The organism is Bradyrhizobium sp. (assembly GCF_035273305.1).
Taxonomy (GTDB): Bacteria; Pseudomonadota; Alphaproteobacteria; order Rhizobiales; family Xanthobacteraceae; genus Bradyrhizobium.
On record NZ_DATEPI010000118.1, the window covers coordinates 1 to 14,276 of the forward strand.

15 protein-coding genes and 1 riboswitch are annotated in these 14,276 nt (G+C 61.3%); of the genes, 11 read left to right on the forward strand and 4 right to left on the reverse strand.

Annotated features, from left to right (window positions below; genetic code table 11):
* Positions 1-601 precede the first annotated feature (601 nt).
* Together VJV58_RS08010 and VJV58_RS08015 are read left to right on the forward strand one after the other, a co-directional pair.
* A complete protein-coding gene (locus VJV58_RS08010; RefSeq protein ID WP_414641447.1) occupies positions 602-2,167 on the forward strand; it encodes a DUF4403 family protein in 1,566 nt (521 codons plus the stop codon).
* A 148-nt stretch (positions 2,168-2,315) separates the two neighbouring features.
* Positions 2,316-3,530 carry an ABC transporter substrate-binding protein gene (locus VJV58_RS08015; RefSeq protein WP_324136807.1) on the forward strand — a complete coding sequence of 405 codons (1,215 nt, stop codon included), beginning with the start codon at positions 2,316-2,318 and terminating at the stop codon, positions 3,528-3,530.
* Between the two features lie 101 nt (positions 3,531-3,631).
* Here the strand turns inward: VJV58_RS08015 and VJV58_RS08020 are convergent, their stop codons facing one another.
* Complete coding sequence (locus VJV58_RS08020; RefSeq protein ID WP_324136808.1) at positions 3,632-4,150, reverse strand: PRC-barrel domain-containing protein; 519 nt, start codon at positions 4,148-4,150, stop codon at positions 3,632-3,634.
* A 939-nt stretch (positions 4,151-5,089) separates the two neighbouring features.
* Between VJV58_RS08020 and VJV58_RS08025 the strand changes: the two genes are divergently transcribed.
* The 6 genes from VJV58_RS08025 (at position 5,090) to thiC (ending at position 10,351) form a co-directional block, all read left to right on the forward strand.
* On the forward strand, positions 5,090-5,602 hold the full coding sequence (locus VJV58_RS08025; RefSeq protein WP_324136809.1) for a transglycosylase SLT domain-containing protein: 513 nt from the start codon (positions 5,090-5,092) through the stop codon (positions 5,600-5,602).
* A gap of 56 nt (positions 5,603-5,658) precedes the next feature.
* Positions 5,659-5,792: riboswitch (TPP riboswitch) on the forward strand.
* Complete coding sequence (locus VJV58_RS08030) at positions 5,780-6,805, forward strand: FAD-dependent oxidoreductase (protein ID WP_324136810.1); 1,026 nt, start codon at positions 5,780-5,782, stop codon at positions 6,803-6,805. It overlaps the preceding riboswitch by 13 nt.
* Positions 6,796-6,993: a sulfur carrier protein ThiS gene (gene thiS / locus VJV58_RS08035; protein WP_324136811.1), complete on the forward strand. Its 198-nt coding sequence runs from the start codon at positions 6,796-6,798 to the stop codon at positions 6,991-6,993. The genes VJV58_RS08030 and thiS overlap by 10 nt, the downstream gene beginning before the upstream one ends.
* A gap of 54 nt (positions 6,994-7,047) precedes the next feature.
* Positions 7,048-7,830, forward strand: coding sequence for a thiazole synthase (locus VJV58_RS08040; protein ID WP_324136812.1), 783 nt, complete (start codon positions 7,048-7,050; stop codon positions 7,828-7,830).
* Positions 7,817-8,425: a thiamine phosphate synthase gene (locus VJV58_RS08045; RefSeq protein WP_324136813.1), complete on the forward strand. Its 609-nt coding sequence runs from the start codon at positions 7,817-7,819 to the stop codon at positions 8,423-8,425. The genes VJV58_RS08040 and VJV58_RS08045 overlap by 14 nt, the downstream gene beginning before the upstream one ends.
* Before the next feature lie 27 nt (positions 8,426-8,452).
* Positions 8,453-10,351: a phosphomethylpyrimidine synthase ThiC gene (gene thiC, locus VJV58_RS08050; protein ID WP_324136814.1), complete on the forward strand. Its 1,899-nt coding sequence runs from the start codon at positions 8,453-8,455 to the stop codon at positions 10,349-10,351.
* Positions 10,352-10,522: 171 nt separating this feature from the next.
* Here the strand turns inward: thiC and VJV58_RS08055 are convergent, their stop codons facing one another.
* Together VJV58_RS08055 and VJV58_RS08060 are read right to left on the reverse strand one after the other, a co-directional pair.
* Positions 10,523-10,963, reverse strand: coding sequence for a hypothetical protein (locus VJV58_RS08055; RefSeq protein ID WP_324136815.1), 441 nt, complete (start codon positions 10,961-10,963; stop codon positions 10,523-10,525).
* A 126-nt stretch (positions 10,964-11,089) separates the two neighbouring features.
* Positions 11,090-11,563: a J domain-containing protein gene (locus VJV58_RS08060; protein WP_324136816.1), complete on the reverse strand. Its 474-nt coding sequence runs from the start codon at positions 11,561-11,563 to the stop codon at positions 11,090-11,092.
* A 110-nt stretch (positions 11,564-11,673) separates the two neighbouring features.
* On the opposite strand from VJV58_RS08060, the gene VJV58_RS08065 reads away from it, so the two are divergent.
* Both VJV58_RS08065 and VJV58_RS08070 read left to right on the forward strand, forming a co-directional pair.
* Positions 11,674-12,441: an SDR family NAD(P)-dependent oxidoreductase gene (locus tag VJV58_RS08065; RefSeq protein ID WP_324136817.1), complete on the forward strand. Its 768-nt coding sequence runs from the start codon at positions 11,674-11,676 to the stop codon at positions 12,439-12,441.
* A gap of 12 nt (positions 12,442-12,453) precedes the next feature.
* On the forward strand, positions 12,454-13,626 hold the full coding sequence (locus VJV58_RS08070; protein WP_324136818.1) for a cytochrome P450: 1,173 nt from the start codon (positions 12,454-12,456) through the stop codon (positions 13,624-13,626).
* 72 nt (positions 13,627-13,698) lie between these two features.
* Here the strand turns inward: VJV58_RS08070 and VJV58_RS08075 are convergent, their stop codons facing one another.
* The gene (locus VJV58_RS08075) at positions 13,699-13,965 is read right to left on the reverse strand and encodes a DUF2277 domain-containing protein (RefSeq protein WP_324136820.1); all 267 of its coding nucleotides are present in this window, start codon (positions 13,963-13,965) and stop codon (positions 13,699-13,701) included.
* Positions 13,966-14,091: 126 nt separating this feature from the next.
* On the opposite strand from VJV58_RS08075, the gene VJV58_RS08080 reads away from it, so the two are divergent.
* Positions 14,092-14,276 (forward strand): hypothetical protein (locus VJV58_RS08080; RefSeq protein ID WP_324136819.1); only part of this gene is annotated, 185 nt, incomplete at its 3' end.

A 14,276-nucleotide genomic window follows, 5' to 3' on the forward strand; every position in this document is an offset into this window, starting at 1 on the left:
TGAAAAAATCCACGGCCGCAGCCCGCCATCGAGACAAGGACGAAGGAGCCGACGAGATACAAACGAACTCCGCGCGTCATGCGCGCAGGTTCGGTGAATTTATTTAAGGACTCTTCAACGGATTGATTTCACGACTCTTTAACCATGCGTCCGTCCGTGGCGGCTCGCGAGAGACAATAAAGCTGACTTTTTCCGACGGGAACCGATCGACAGCTTTGAGGTTAGTTGGCAGCGATGTGAATCACGGAGATTTTCCGATGACCTTCATGGCTCCTTTCGCGAGCAGATTGAGCGTTGTTGCCGCGTATCTCGCATTTGCCCTCGTCGGTGCGATCGTGCTCGGAATCTTCTAGAAAAGAGCTAGCCAATCCTTAGCGCGCCCCTTCGGCTGAACTCCGCGGGGGCGTTTTCGTGCTTCGGTTCGTGAGGCGATCGCGAAGGTTCTATTGACCCATGCCGAGTTCTTCCGAGTTGACACGCCGCATGCGAGCCACATCCTGAGCCGCGTCTGGCTGGCACCGCAACGGAGATCAGCGCCGGTCTGGCGCGTCGCCCACCCGCGCTGTAGACTCCTCAATTGAACAAATCCGAGGGGTGAAAGCTGCCGCCGGTTAGCCTCAAAACGATCCTGCTCGGGGTCGCGGTCATCGCGGCTTCATTCTTCGGCAGCCTGAAGGTGATGGACTGGCTAGCGCCGCGCGTCGCGCTTCCCGTGCCGGCGCTCGTCGAATTGCCGCCACTGCCCGCGGCGGCGCATCGCTCGATCATCCTCGCGCCCGTCTCGATTTCACTGGCCGCTATTCGTGACGCCGTCGATCGGGCCGCGCCGCGTTCCTTTGGCGGCAAGGCCGACAATCCGATATCCGAGGTCTTGCAGAGCGCCGACATCGGCTGGACCGCATCACGCGGGCCGATCGCTACGACGGGCGCCCAGGACGTGCTATCGCTGGCGACACCCTTGGCCGGAAAGCTCAACGTGACCGGCTCGCTGTCATCGAAGGTGACTGGCCCGGTTAGCGACGCGCTCGGCGGGCTGTTGGGCGGAAATATCGCCAAGCAGATCGGCAGCATCAACATCAAATCCATCAATGCCAATGCCGAAATCAAGGGCAGCGTCGTTTTCAGCTCGCGGCCGAAACTCGCCGCTGCCTGGCACCTTGAGCCAAATCTCGCCGCGCAGGTGATGCTGGGTGATACCAGCCTTTCGGTTGCAGGCGCGCACGTCAATGTTCCGGCTCAGGTCAAACCGTTGATAGAGAAGACCGTCGCCGATCAGGTCGCCGCTGCTGAGACGCGAGTCCGAAACGATCGAATTTTCATTCAGAACGCGCGAATACAATGGGCCAAGGCCTGCCGCTCGATAGCGCTGCAGGGCACCGGCGCTGCGTCGAACTTGCCGCCGCTTTGGCTCGAACTGCGGCCAACCCGCGCGATCGCGGTGCAGCCTCGTGTCGATGCATCCGCCGTGACAGTGACGCTCGGCGTCGAAGCGGAGACCCGTATTACGCCGCTGCAGACCAAACCTGATTGCCCGTTCCCCGCAAAGATTGACATCGTTCCGCCGACGCCCGGCGGAGTCAGCATCGCCGTGCCGATCGATTTGCCGTTCTCAGATGTGAACAAGATCATCGAGGCGCAGTTCGCCGGCCGCACGTTCCCGGAAGACGGCTCAGGCTCGGTTAAGATCACGGTCAAGCGCGCCAGCGTCGCGGCATCCGGAGACCGACTGCTGATTTCGCTGCTACTGAATGCCAAGGAGAAGGAAAGCTTCCTCGGACTGGGTGCCGAAGCTACCGTGCATATCTGGGGCAAGCCGGTGCTCGATCAGGCGCACCAGATCCTTAAGTTGGCGAACGTCCAGCTTGCGGTCGAGTCAGAGGCCGCATTCGGGTTGCTCGGAGCCGCCGCCCGCGCCGCCGTGCCCTACCTCCAAACGATGCTTGCGGAAAAAGCAACGATCGACCTCAAGCCATTTGCAACCAATGCGCAAAAGAAAATCGCGGCCGCCGTCTCGGAATTCCAGAACAACGAAAATGGCGTGCGGGTGACGGCTGACATTACCAGCCTGCAGCTTGGCGACATCACTTTTGACTCCAAGACGCTGCGCGTGATCGCAAACGCCCAGGGCACGATCGATGTGTCGGTGAGCGAACTGCCTGCGCTTTAAGCTCTGATGCTGAAATGCCGGCGCGCGAGCCTTGCGGCGCTATCTGCATGCGCCCAGGTTCCCGCTTGTTTTGGGCCTTTGCAGAGCGCTGCCAAGCCAGATAGAAGAACGATACAGAAGCCTCAACAAACGCCAGGGAGAAGAAACGATGAAATTTACAGCGACCGCGATTGCGGCAGGCCTCGCTTGCGCGGCGTTCGGCACCGTCGCCAACGCCCAGATTTCCGATGACGTTGTCAAGATCGGCGTACTGACCGACATGTCCAGCCTTTATGCGGACGCAACCGGCAAAGGCTCGGTGACCGCGGTCGAGATGGCGGTCAGCGATTACGGCGGTAAGGTAAAAGGTAAACCTGTCGAGGTGATCTACGCCGATCACCAGAACAAGCCCGACGTCGGCGTCGGTATCGCGCGCAACTGGTATGACAATGAGAAGGTGGACGCGATCTTCGACGTGCCGACCTCCTCGGTTGCGCTCCCGATTTCCGCCCTCACTCGCGAGAAGAACAAGATCAACATCAATTCCGGCGGCGGCAGCTCCGATATTACCGGCGTTGCTTGCTCGCCGAACACGGTGCATTGGACCTACGACACTTACGCGCTGTCAAACGTCGCCGGCAAGGCGATGGTCAAACGCGGCGAGGACACGTGGTTCTTCGTAACTGCGGACTACGCGTTTGGCATGGCGCTCGAACGCGACGCGGCGAACGTCGTGAAGGAGAGCGGCGGCAAGGTGCTGGGCGACGTCCGCCATCCCCTGAACTCGTCCGATTTCTCCTCCTTCCTGCTGCAGGCCCAAGCCTCCAAAGCCAAAGTGATAGCGCTCGCCGACGCCGGCGGCGACACCACCAATGCGCTTAAACAGGCGGCGGAATTCGGGATCACCCAGGGCGGCCAAAAGATGATCGCACTGCTGCTGGAGATCACCGACGCGCACGCGCTCGGCGCCAAGGCAACGCAGGGTCTAATCGTGACGGACGCCTTTTATTGGGACATGAACGACGAGACCCGCGCCTTTTCAAAGCGCTTCATGGACAAGGTGGGCCACATGCCGACGATGATCCAGGCCGGATTGTATTCGGCGACCATGCATTATCTCAAAGCGATCGAGGCAATCGGATCGGATGAAGCGCCGAAGGTGATGGAGAAGATGCGCGCCACCCCGATCAACGACTTCTTCGCCAAAGGCGGCAAAATCCGCGCGGATGGCCGCATGGTTCATGACATGTATCTATTTGAGGTGAAGAAGCCCTCGGAGTCCAAAGGCGAGTGGGATCTATACAACCTGCTTGCCACCGTGCCGGGCGACGAAGCGTTCCGTCCGATCGACAAGGGCGGGTGTCCGTTGGTCAAGACCCACTAAAATTCCTGCTCCCGTTCTCCTGTTCGAGAAGAGCCAAAAAGAGAGCGCGTCCGACGACGGCGGACGCGCTCTTTTCATCTCGATTTAGATCGTGTTCTGCCTCAGGTCGAATACTTGAACTCAGGCATTGCTTTCAACTGATCCTTGGTGGCGTTGAACACCGCGTGGTCCGGATACCACGGATTGGTCTTCGCTGGAGCCGAGGAAGTAGGCGCCATCTTGCTGTTGGACGCGCCGGTGGTCGTGCTTGAGGTGCTCGACGACGTGGTCGAGGCGACCGGCTCGGTTACGAATTTGACCTGATCGAAAGCGACAGCCACCAGATGCTCGCCAACGCCCAGGAACCCGCCGACGCCGATTACGACTGCCTTGATGTTCCCGCTCTTGTCGGTCAACAGATCATTGATCGACCCGATGCTCTCGTTGTTATTGTTGTAGACATTCAGCCCGACGATCTTCGAAGTGCGCCAGTCACCTTGGTACGAAGCATTCGAGGTCGATGTCGCGGCTGGGGTGCTTGTATTATTGGTAGTCGCGGACGGTGTTTGCGTTTGCGCAAATGCAACCGTTGCAAGCAATGCCGACGCGGCCACACCGGCCGTCATGTATTTCGCTAACATGTGCTTTTCTCCCTTATTGCCAAACTGATGCGGGAGAAAACCCGCCAGCACGCCCGCCGTTCCACATAGCTGGAACAATTTCCGGGATGGCGCGGCGCAACATAAGTTACGCAGTGACACAATTGTGGCTTATGGGAGCGCGCTGACCGCCGATGCCGCTCTGAATTTGGTTAACGACCAGCGACACTACGCCGGGAACCTCGACACGCCACGAAGCTCGACGAAGTGCGCTCCGCGTCGAGATTAGACCGGTGTCGAGGTCAAAATAAGGAGCGCGAATTCCCTAAGCGGCGAGCGGCTCTGCGTCTGCATCCTGCTCAAAGAAAGCGACGGCTTCGAATTGATAATCGCAAGCCCAGCAGTGCCAGAGATATGAAACGCGTCGCGGACCGCTTTCAATCCACTCCGGGGTGGAGATCGGCTTACCGCATTGCGCGCAGGGATTTCCTTGGGGCAAATTATCGAACTTTAATTTGGCCATGGCACGTTGTCCCTTTTGATTTTATTCGTTAACGCGGACGAGGCAGGGCTACTGTCGCAGGGCGCGTCCTGCCGTCTTGCGGATTTTTGAAAGGCCATTGCGTCTTTTGAGCGGCAAGCCGCGTGCGCGTTTGAAAAAATTTAGATTCAGTTCACAGCGGGATCAATCAGTGGCGCTGACGTATGCATCGCAACCGGCGTTGCCGCACCACCGCGCCGTGTCACCGGCATAGAAGTTTCTGCAACCCTGGATGTGATGGCGCAGCCTGTTCGCCCTGCGAAGCTGCGCGTCAAACAGACGCTGATGCAGATTTTTGGGGCACGTCAAGACCGCTGCCGGCATTGACAAACGCCCTAGCGAATGGCCTGTTTTGCCGCGTAAATGGGGGTAAATGCAACATTAGGCGGCTCAGATGTTTGGCGCCGCCTTTCCCCTTCCTCTTCTCGAGGCCATGTCCAATGAAACGATCGATCTTTCTTGTTTTTACCGCCGCGACCGCGTCGATCTTTTCGCAGCCAGCATTGGCGCAGCGCGCTGTGTACGACGCACTCGTCTCGACCCATGCCGGAGCCAATGGCGTCCCGGTGGCACTGGTGCATCGCGTGATCGTGCGCGAGAGCCGTTATCAGCCTCACTTGATCGGCCGAGGCGGCACCATTGGACTGATGCAGATCAAGCTCGCGACCGCGCGCGGGCTTGGTTATACCGGAACCGCTGAGGGGCTGCGCGATCCCAATACCAATCTGACCTATGGCGTGAAATATCTTGCCGGGGCATATCGCCTTGCGCACGGAGACGACAATCGCGCCGTGCACTATTATGCCAGCGGATATTATTACGCCGCCAAGCGCCAGCGGGTTCAGCGCGCGGCATTCCAGCCAGTGCAGACGTCGGGGACGTTCGGACCGGCGGTCGCTTTGCCGCCCTTGTCGCCGGCCAATGCCCGCGCGCAGCAGGTTCCATGGCGTTAGCCGGTCAATGCCGGGCCAAAGGCGCGTTGACACCTCCCTGCATCGGCCTACATTAGCCTCGTTCCGAGGGGAGCTCCGACGAGGAGCTGAGATACCGCAAGCCCAGACGGTTGTTCGTGTCTGGGACCGCGGTGACCCTTTGAACCTGATCCGGGTCATGCCGGCGAAGGGACAGGGATGTACCAAGGTTCGAAGCTACCGCGGGGGGATTCCCCCGTTTCCGTCATCGGCGCTGGCATTGCCGGCGCCTGGCAAGCGCTGCTGTTCGCCCAGGCCGGGCATTGCGTCACGCTGCATGAGCGCAGCGACCAGGCGATGATGCTTTCCACCAGCCATTGGGCCGGCGGCATGCTCGCCCCCTATTGCGAGGCTGAGGCATCCGAACCCGTGATTGGCCGGCTCGGCCTGCGCGCGCTAGATCTATGGCGCCGGGAATTGCCGGAGACCCCCTTCAACGGGTCGCTCGTGGTGGCGCACAGCCGCGACCGCACAGACTTCGAACGCTTCGCTCGCCTGACCTCAGGACATCGACGTCTCGACGCGCCCGCGCTCGCCGAACTCGAGCCGTCGCTCGAGGGCCGCTTCCGTGACGCGCTGTTCTTTGCCGCCGAAGGCCATGTCGAGCCCCGCCGCGTGCTGCCAAAGCTGCACGAGCGCATTGTCGCCGCCGGCGGCACCATCAAGTTCAACAGTGAACTTCGCGCGGCCGATCGCGACGGAATTGAAGGCATCGTGATCGATTGTCGGGGCCTCTGCGCACGCGACGAGCAGCCAGAGCTGCGCGGCGTCAAGGGCGAATTGATCCTGATCGAAACCAATGAGGTCCAGCTCGCGCGCCCGGTCCGCCTGATCCATCCGCGCTGGCCGCTGTACGTCATCCCCCGCGAGGACAATCTTTTCATGCTGGGCGCCACCTCGATCGAGGCCGAGGACACCGGCGTCAGCGTGCGCTCGGCGCTGGAACTGCTGGGCGCCGCCTATGCCGTACATCCGGCGTTCGCCGAGGCCCGCATTGTCGAATTCGGCTCCGGTCTGCGTCCGGCTTTCCCGCACAATCTTCCGCGCATTGCGATCGACGACAATCGGATCGCGGTGAACGGACTTTATCGCCATGGCTTCCTGCTTGCGCCGGCGCTGGCGGAATTGACGCTGGCCTATGTTCAGTGCGGCCGCATCGACAATGAGGTGATGCAATGCGCGTAATCGTCAACGGCGAGCAGCGCGAGATTTCGTCTGCGAGCGTCGACGCGCTGCTCGGCGAACTCGAATATGAGGGCACGCATTTTGCGATTGCGCTGAACTACGACGTGCTGCCCCGCAGCGCGTGGGCGCAGACGCCGCTCAAAAACGGTGACGAGATCGAGATCATCACGCCGCGGCAAGGAGGATAACGTCATGCGCGCGGATCAACATGACGCGTTTTTGCCCAGCGTGCGGAGAACGCCATGCTGAAATTCTACGGCCGCGAATTCAATTCTCGCCTTCTGATCGGCAGCGCGCTGTATCCGTCGCCCGCGATCATGCAGTCGGCGATTCGCGCGTCCGGCGCCGAGATCGTGACGGTCTCGCTGCGACGAGAAGCCGCCGGCGGCAAGACCGGCGATGCGTTCTGGTCGCTGATCCGAGAGCTTGACGTCACAGTGCTGCCAAACACTGCCGGGTGCCGCAGCGTGCGCGAAGCCGTCACCACAGCGAAGCTCGCGCGCGAACTGTTCGGAACATCATGGATCAAGCTCGAGGTGATCGCCGACAATGACACGCTGCAGCCTGACGTGGTCGGCCTGGTCGAGGCTGCCGCCGCGCTGATCAAGGACGGCTTCGAAGTATTCCCCTACTGCACGGAAGATCTCAGCGTCGCGATGCGGCTGGTCGACGCGGGCTGCCAGGTGGTGATGCCATGGGCCGCCCCTATCGGCAGTGCCAAGGGCATCATCAACCGGGACGCGCTGAAATTGCTGCGCGACCGCCTGCCCGGGATCGCGCTGGTGGTCGATGCCGGTCTGGGCGCGCCCAGCCACGCGGCGGAAGCGCTCGAGCTTGGCTACGATGCCGTGCTGCTGAACACGGCCATCGCAAAGGCTGCCGACCCGGTCGCGATGGCCACAGCGTTTCGCCTAGGTGTGGAGGCCGGCCGCGCGGCCTATGACGCCGGCCTGATGGAAGCGCGCGACTTCGCCTCCCCTTCAACCCCTGTCGTTGGGACCCCGTTCTGGCATGCCGTATCCTGATCGCTTTTATCCTGTCGTCGATAGCGTCGCCTGGGTCGCGCGCCTGGCATTGCTCGGCGTTGGCACGGTGCAACTGCGTGCGAAGGGTCTCGACGATTCGGAAGCGCTGCAGATCGTCAGCGACGCGCTTGCGGTCATCAAGGGGACCGATACCAAACTCGTGGTCAATGATTACTGGCGCGCGGCCATCATAGCCGGGGCAAAGCATCTTCATCTTGGCCAGGAAGATCTGGCGGAGGCCGACCTGAAGGCGATCCGCGATACCGGCCTGACGCTCGGGATTTCCACCCATGATGACGCCGAGCTTGAAACCGCGTTGCGCGCTGCTCCCGATTACATCGCGCTGGGCCCGATTTTTCCGACCACGCTGAAGTCAATGCGGTTCGCCCCCCAGGGAATCGCCAAGCTCACCGAATGGAAGCGCCGGATCGGAAATATCCCGCTGGTCGCGATCGGCGGCATCAAGCTTGAACAGGCGGGTGAGATATTCGCCGCCGGCGCTGACAGCATTGCCGTCGTCAGTGACGTCACCCAAAACGCTGAGCCCGACGCGCGGGTGCGCGCCTGGCTGCAAGATCAACCGGAAGCTGCCTGATTAAATGCGACCCACAAGGAGGACCCCATGAACATTCGCTCCAACCCCGACACGACGCTTCCCGCCGTCACCACCGGTCCGCTGCCGTCGTCGCGCAAGATCTTTGTCACTCCCGATGAAGCGGCCGACGTGCGCGTGCCGTTGCGCGAAATCATGCTGAGCGAGGGGGCCGGCGAGCCGAACCTCCCGGTGTACGATACCTCGGGCCCTTACACCGATCCTGACGTCGTGATTGACGTAAACGCAGGGCTGCCGCGCAACCGCACGGCCTGGGTCAAAGAACGAGGCGGCGTCGAGGAATATGAGGGACGCGCGGTAAAGCCGGTCGACAACGGCAATGTCTCGGCCGACAAGGCTGCCAAGGCGTTCACGGCCTTTCATCGACCGCTCCGCGGGCTCGATGGTCGCAAGATCACGCAACTGGAATTCGCGCGCGCGGGGATCATCACCAAGGAAATGATCTACGTCGCCACTCGCGAGAATCTCGGCCGCAAGCAGCAACTCGAACGCGCGGAGGCAGCGCTGGCCGATGGCGAAAGCTTTGGCGCGTCCGTGCCGCCGTTCATCACGCCGGAATTCGTGCGGTCTGAAATCGCAAGGGGACGTGCGATCATCCCGTGCAATATAAATCACGGCGAACTGGAGCCGATGATCATCGGCCGCAACTTCCTGACCAAGATCAATGCCAATATCGGCAACTCCGCGGTGACCTCCTCGGTTGAGGAAGAGGTCGACAAGATGGTGTGGGCGATCCGCTGGGGCGCCGACACCGTGATGGACCTTTCCACCGGCCGTAACATTCACACCACCCGGGAATGGATCCTGCGCAACGCGCCGATCCCGATCGGCACCGTGCCCATCTATCAGGCGCTGGAAAAGGTCAATGGCGATCCGGTCAAGCTGGATTGGGAAGTCTACAAGGACACGCTGATCGAACAGTGCGAACAGGGCGTCGATTACTTCACCATCCACGCGGGCGTGAGGCTGCCGTATATCCATCTCACCGCCAATCGCGTTACCGGGATCGTCTCGCGTGGCGGCTCAATCATGGCGAAGTGGTGCCTGGCGCATCACAAGGAGAGCTTCCTCTATACGCGCTTCGAGGAGATCTGCGATCTCATGCGCAAATACGACGTGTCGTTCTCGCTCGGTGACGGGCTGCGCCCCGGCTCGATCGCGGACGCCAATGACCCCGCCCAATTTGCCGAACTCGAGACCCTTGGCGAGCTGACCAAGATCGCATGGGACAAGGGTTGCCAGGTGATGATCGAAGGCCCCGGCCACGTGCCGATGCACAAGATCAAGATCAACATGGACAAGCAGCTTCAGGAATGCGGCGAGGCGCCGTTCTATACGCTGGGGCCGCTGACCACGGACATCGCGCCAGGCTATGACCACATCACTTCCGGGATCGGCGCCGCCATGATCGGCTGGTTCGGCTGCGCGATGCTTTGTTATGTGACGCCAAAGGAGCATCTCGGTCTGCCCGACCGCAACGACGTCAAGGTCGGCGTCATCACCTACAAGATCGCGGCGCACGCCTCCGATCTGGCCAAGGGCCATCCCGCCGCGCAACTGCGCGACGACGCGCTCTCACGTGCCCGTTTCGACTTCCGCTGGATGGATCAGTTCAACCTCGGGCTCGATCCGGACACCGCGAAGCTCTATCATGACGAGACGTTGCCGAAGGAAGCGCACAAGGTGGCGCATTTCTGCTCGATGTGCGGGCCGAAGTTCTGCTCGATGAAGATCACGCAGGACGTTCGCGACTACGCCGCCACCCTGAACGATCCGGCGAGCGTCGGCCTCAACATCAACGGCACCATCGAGGACGGCATGGCGCAGATGAGCGCCAAGTTCAAGGAGATGGGCGCGGAGGTGTATCTGGATGCGGAGAAGGTGAAGGAGAGCAATCGCGTGTTGTGAGGTCTGTGGCTCGTGGAGAGAAGCGCGCCAAACGTAGGGCGCATTAGCGCAGCCTAATCCGCCAGATAATTATTTGCGGGGAATGGTGGGTTGCGCCGGAGCACTGTCATCGGGCCGCGCGTTGCGCGGTCCCGTCGGGCTAACCGAGCCTGCGAAACCCAGCCCTCGCCCCTACCTCAACGTAATCGCCAAGCCGCTGAGGTCGACGTTCGCCATCAGCCCCACCTGACGGCCGGATAATTCGAGCACTGCGCCCTTCTGGTTGGTCAGCACGATCGCGCGCGCGCCGCCGCCGACCGCAAGGCCCGCGCCGGCCGCGCCATAAACCCCGGCGACATCAGATGGGCTGTTGATGTTGCTGACGCGGCCGCGCAGCACCGTCTTTGATCCGCCGAACACAAGCCCGTAGTCCAGGCCGCCGGCGGATAGCGGATAGTTCCTACCGTGGAAATTCAGTGTGCCGCCGCCGCCCGAGCCGCCGATGATCCATCCCGCTTTGTAAATCGTGAGCGAGACCGTACCGCTGTCGGCGTAGGACGCTGACGAGAACGGGGCGCCCGCGAATGCGGCCAATGCGACCAGTGCGGTACGAACGGCAGATGACATCTTCATCGGTACGATTCCCCCGGAGAGTTGTGAGCAGGCGTTGCGACGCAGATCGAATCGCGCTCGCGAGTGTAGCCTACGAGCTGGAACGGCAAAGCACATTCGCAACTTTTTGAATGGGGAAGCTGACCGTCACCTTTGCTTCATTAGGACGTCGCGCGCGGTAGACAACTCCAGAAACTGCTGCGCGCTGCCGCCGGTGTCCGGATGCGCGCGCTTGGCGGCGCGTTTCCAGGCGCGGTGGATCTCGGCGCCCGAAAGAGGCCGGCCGAGTGGCAGCTCCAGCAGTTCGCGGTAGCGCTCCGCAGGGCTTACAACTTTCTCAGGGTTCGCGCGCTTGCCGAATTGGGGCGTTGTGAGCGAATGCAGGACCTCGCGGATGACCCTGAGCCGGCGCCGCGCGGCGTCCTCAATGCTTTGATCCGCATCTGGCGCGCAAGCGCTGCGCAGGATGGGGAGCGCCTGCGTGGCGGCCCGGCGCAGCGTTATCTCGTCGCATGCGTTGGCGATGGCGGCGGCAAGGCGCGCGGCCTCCTGATAGTCAGGCGTCGCCGCCGACCATATCCGCTCGAGACCGAGTTTCCATTCCGAAAGCTGTCTGTCCATGGCGCGATACCGGGCAAAATGAATACAACGAGACGGGTAAAGCTTTCCGTTTCCGCACGCGCAATTTTGAATTAATTTGCGTCCAACGCGTCAAAATCGAAGGTAAGTCCATGCCCCTTCTCCAGAACCACATCGCGGTTGTCACCGGCGCGGGCTCGGGCATCGGACGCGCGATTGCCCTGGGCTACGCGCGCGAGAGCGCAAGCGTCGTGCTGCTCGACATCAACGAGAAGACGGCGGCCGAAGCGGCTGAAGAGATCCGCGGCGCTGGCGGAAAAGCGCAAAGCTTTGCGCTTGATGTGACGCGGCGCGAGGACTGCATCGCCATTGCGAAACAAGTGGCTGAGAAGATCGGACGCGTCTCTATCCTGGTCAACAATGCCGGCATCAACCGTCGCAACGCCTTCACGGCCGATCCCGAAGCGGTCCTGAAAGACTGGCAAGACATCATCGCGATCAACCTGAACGGCACCTTCAACGTCACGCATGCGTTTCTGGAACCGTTGCTCGCGAGCAAAGGACGCATCGTCAATATCGGCTCGATCCAGTCGTTTGTTCATGTGCGAACGCCGAACTCGACAGCGTATACCAGTTCGAAGCACGGCGTGCTCGGATTCACCCGCGCGCTCGCCGCCGAGCTCGGCAAGCACGGCGTTCGCGTCAACGCGATCGGTCCAGGGCTAATTGAAACGCCGCTGAACGCCAGCGTCCGCGCCAACGACCCGGGGCTGGTGAAGATCTTCATCGATCACACTCCGCTAGGCCGCGCCGGAAAGCCGGAAGATATCGTCGGGCCGGCGATTTTCCTGGCATCCGATCTCTCGAGCTACGTGACCGGATCGATCGTGATGGCGGACGGCGGCTACCGGTCGATTTGAGGCGCGATCAAAATGTCCAACGCCCCGCATTTCGACATTGATGTATCCACGTTCTGGGCCGATCCCTATCCGGATTTCGCGAAGATGCGGAAAAACGCGCCGATCGCGTTCGTGCCGCAGTTCGGCTCCACCGTCTTTACCCGGCGCGACGACATCTTCTCGCAGGAAAAACGCATCGACGTGTTCTCGTCGCATCAGCCGGCCGGACTGATGAATACGTTGATGGGCCACAACATGATGCGCAAGGACGGCGAGGCTCATATGACCGAGCGCACCGCCATGTTTCCATCGGTGTCGCCGCGCACCGTGCGTGACACCTGGAGACGGCAGTTCCAGGCCCATGCCGATCGCATTCTCGATGAGCTCTCACCTGTCGGCCGCGCCGATCTCTGCAAAGCCTTCGCATTGCCGTTGTCGGCCGAATGCCTGAAGGACATCACTGGTTTGACCAACATGCGTTACCAGGACATGGACGCATGGTCGCAAGCGATGATCGATGGGATCGCCAATTACGGCGGCAACAAGGAAGTCGAGGCGCGCTGCCACGCCGCTACAACCGGGATCGACGCCGCGATCGACGACATGGTCCCGGTTCTGACCAGGCATCCGAACCAATCGATCCTGAGCGTGTTGTTGGCGGCCGGCCAGCCGATGGAGAGCGTGCGCGCCAACGTCAAGCTCGCGATATCCGGCGGACAGAACGAACCGCGCGACGCGATCTCCGGCACCATTTGGGCGTTGCTAACCCATCCCGATCAGCTCGCGCTGGTGCGCGAGCAAAGAGCAAAATGGATCGACGTATTCGAGGAATATGCGCGCTGGATCGCGCCGATCGGAATGTCACCGCGGCGGGTGGCAAAGCGCTGGTCCTATGGCGGAGTCGATTTCGAGCCGGAGGATCGGGTGTTCTTTATGTTCGGCTCAGCCAATCGCGATGAGAGCTGTTTCGAAAATCCGGAGCTGTTCGATATCACGCGCGATACCCAAAAGAGCATCGCGTTCGGCGCCGGCCCGCATTACTGCGCCGGTGCTTTCGCCTCGCGCGCGATGGTGGCCGACGTGGCGCTGCCGAGCATCTTTGCGCGGTTGAAAGATTTGCGGCTCGACCATAGCCAGCCGGTGAAGATCGGCGGTTGGGCATTCCGAGGCCTGCTGAATCTGCCTGCCGCGTGGGACGTCAGCTAGACCATCGTGGCCTTGTGGTTCGAGCCCGCGGCTTTGCCGCTTCTCACCATCAGGAAGCTAGACGCGCGGCCCTCACCCGAATCTCAGCTTCGATCGCTCCCTCGCCTTTTCGGCTTCAATCTCGCGGTCTCGTGCGGGCGCATGCGTGTGCAGCGAGGCTAGCAGCCGTCGGGCTGAAGCCGTCACTTCCGCCACCGCCCGGTCGAACGCCTCCGCGTTCGACTGCGAAGGCTTGTTGAAACCCGAGAGCTTGCGCACGAACTGCAGCGCCGAGGCATGGATTTCATCCTCCGTTGCGGGCGGTTCGAAATTGAATAATGTTTTTATGTTGCGGCACATCGTTTGTCCTTCCAACTCCTGGTTCAAATACCCTTCACCGACCATTTTGACACAGCCCATTTTGTCATAGAATAGGGTCGATGTTTCGACCCGGTAGGGCCGCGTACTCGCAACACGAGTTTCCAGATGTCGCATGTCACCTATAAAATCGTTCAGCATGATGGCGGTTGGGCCTACACCGTCGATGGCGTATTTTCCGAAGCCTTCGCCAGTCACGCAGCGGCCCTTACGGCTGCAAGGCGCGCGGCCGCCGAGCAGCGCGTGCCCGGGCGGACCGAGGCCATCGAATACGAGACTGCTGACGGCAAGTG

What these genes read in the sequence shown, in the direction of transcription:
- VJV58_RS08060 (WP_324136816.1), bottom strand. Translation starts at nt 11,563, where the DNA reads ATGGACAGACAGCTTTCGGAATGGAAACTCGGTCTCGAGCGGATATGG.
- VJV58_RS08015 (WP_324136807.1), top strand. Translation starts at nt 2,316, where the DNA reads ATGAAATTTACAGCGACCGCGATTGCGGCAGGCCTCGCTTGCGCGGCG.
- thiC (WP_324136814.1), top strand. Translation starts at nt 8,453, where the DNA reads ATGAACATTCGCTCCAACCCCGACACGACGCTTCCCGCCGTCACCACC.
- VJV58_RS08030 (WP_324136810.1), top strand. Translation starts at nt 5,780, where the DNA reads ATGTACCAAGGTTCGAAGCTACCGCGGGGGGATTCCCCCGTTTCCGTC.
- VJV58_RS08025 (WP_324136809.1), top strand. Translation starts at nt 5,090, where the DNA reads ATGAAACGATCGATCTTTCTTGTTTTTACCGCCGCGACCGCGTCGATC.
- thiS (WP_324136811.1), top strand. Translation starts at nt 6,796, where the DNA reads ATGCGCGTAATCGTCAACGGCGAGCAGCGCGAGATTTCGTCTGCGAGC.
- VJV58_RS08075 (WP_324136820.1), bottom strand. Translation starts at nt 13,965, where the DNA reads ATGTGCCGCAACATAAAAACATTATTCAATTTCGAACCGCCCGCAACG.
- VJV58_RS08070 (WP_324136818.1), top strand. Translation starts at nt 12,454, where the DNA reads ATGTCCAACGCCCCGCATTTCGACATTGATGTATCCACGTTCTGGGCC.
- VJV58_RS08020 (WP_324136808.1), bottom strand. Translation starts at nt 4,150, where the DNA reads ATGTTAGCGAAATACATGACGGCCGGTGTGGCCGCGTCGGCATTGCTT.
- VJV58_RS08040 (WP_324136812.1), top strand. Translation starts at nt 7,048, where the DNA reads ATGCTGAAATTCTACGGCCGCGAATTCAATTCTCGCCTTCTGATCGGC.
- VJV58_RS08045 (WP_324136813.1), top strand. Translation starts at nt 7,817, where the DNA reads ATGCCGTATCCTGATCGCTTTTATCCTGTCGTCGATAGCGTCGCCTGG.
- VJV58_RS08065 (WP_324136817.1), top strand. Translation starts at nt 11,674, where the DNA reads ATGCCCCTTCTCCAGAACCACATCGCGGTTGTCACCGGCGCGGGCTCG.
- VJV58_RS08055 (WP_324136815.1), bottom strand. Translation starts at nt 10,963, where the DNA reads ATGAAGATGTCATCTGCCGTTCGTACCGCACTGGTCGCATTGGCCGCA.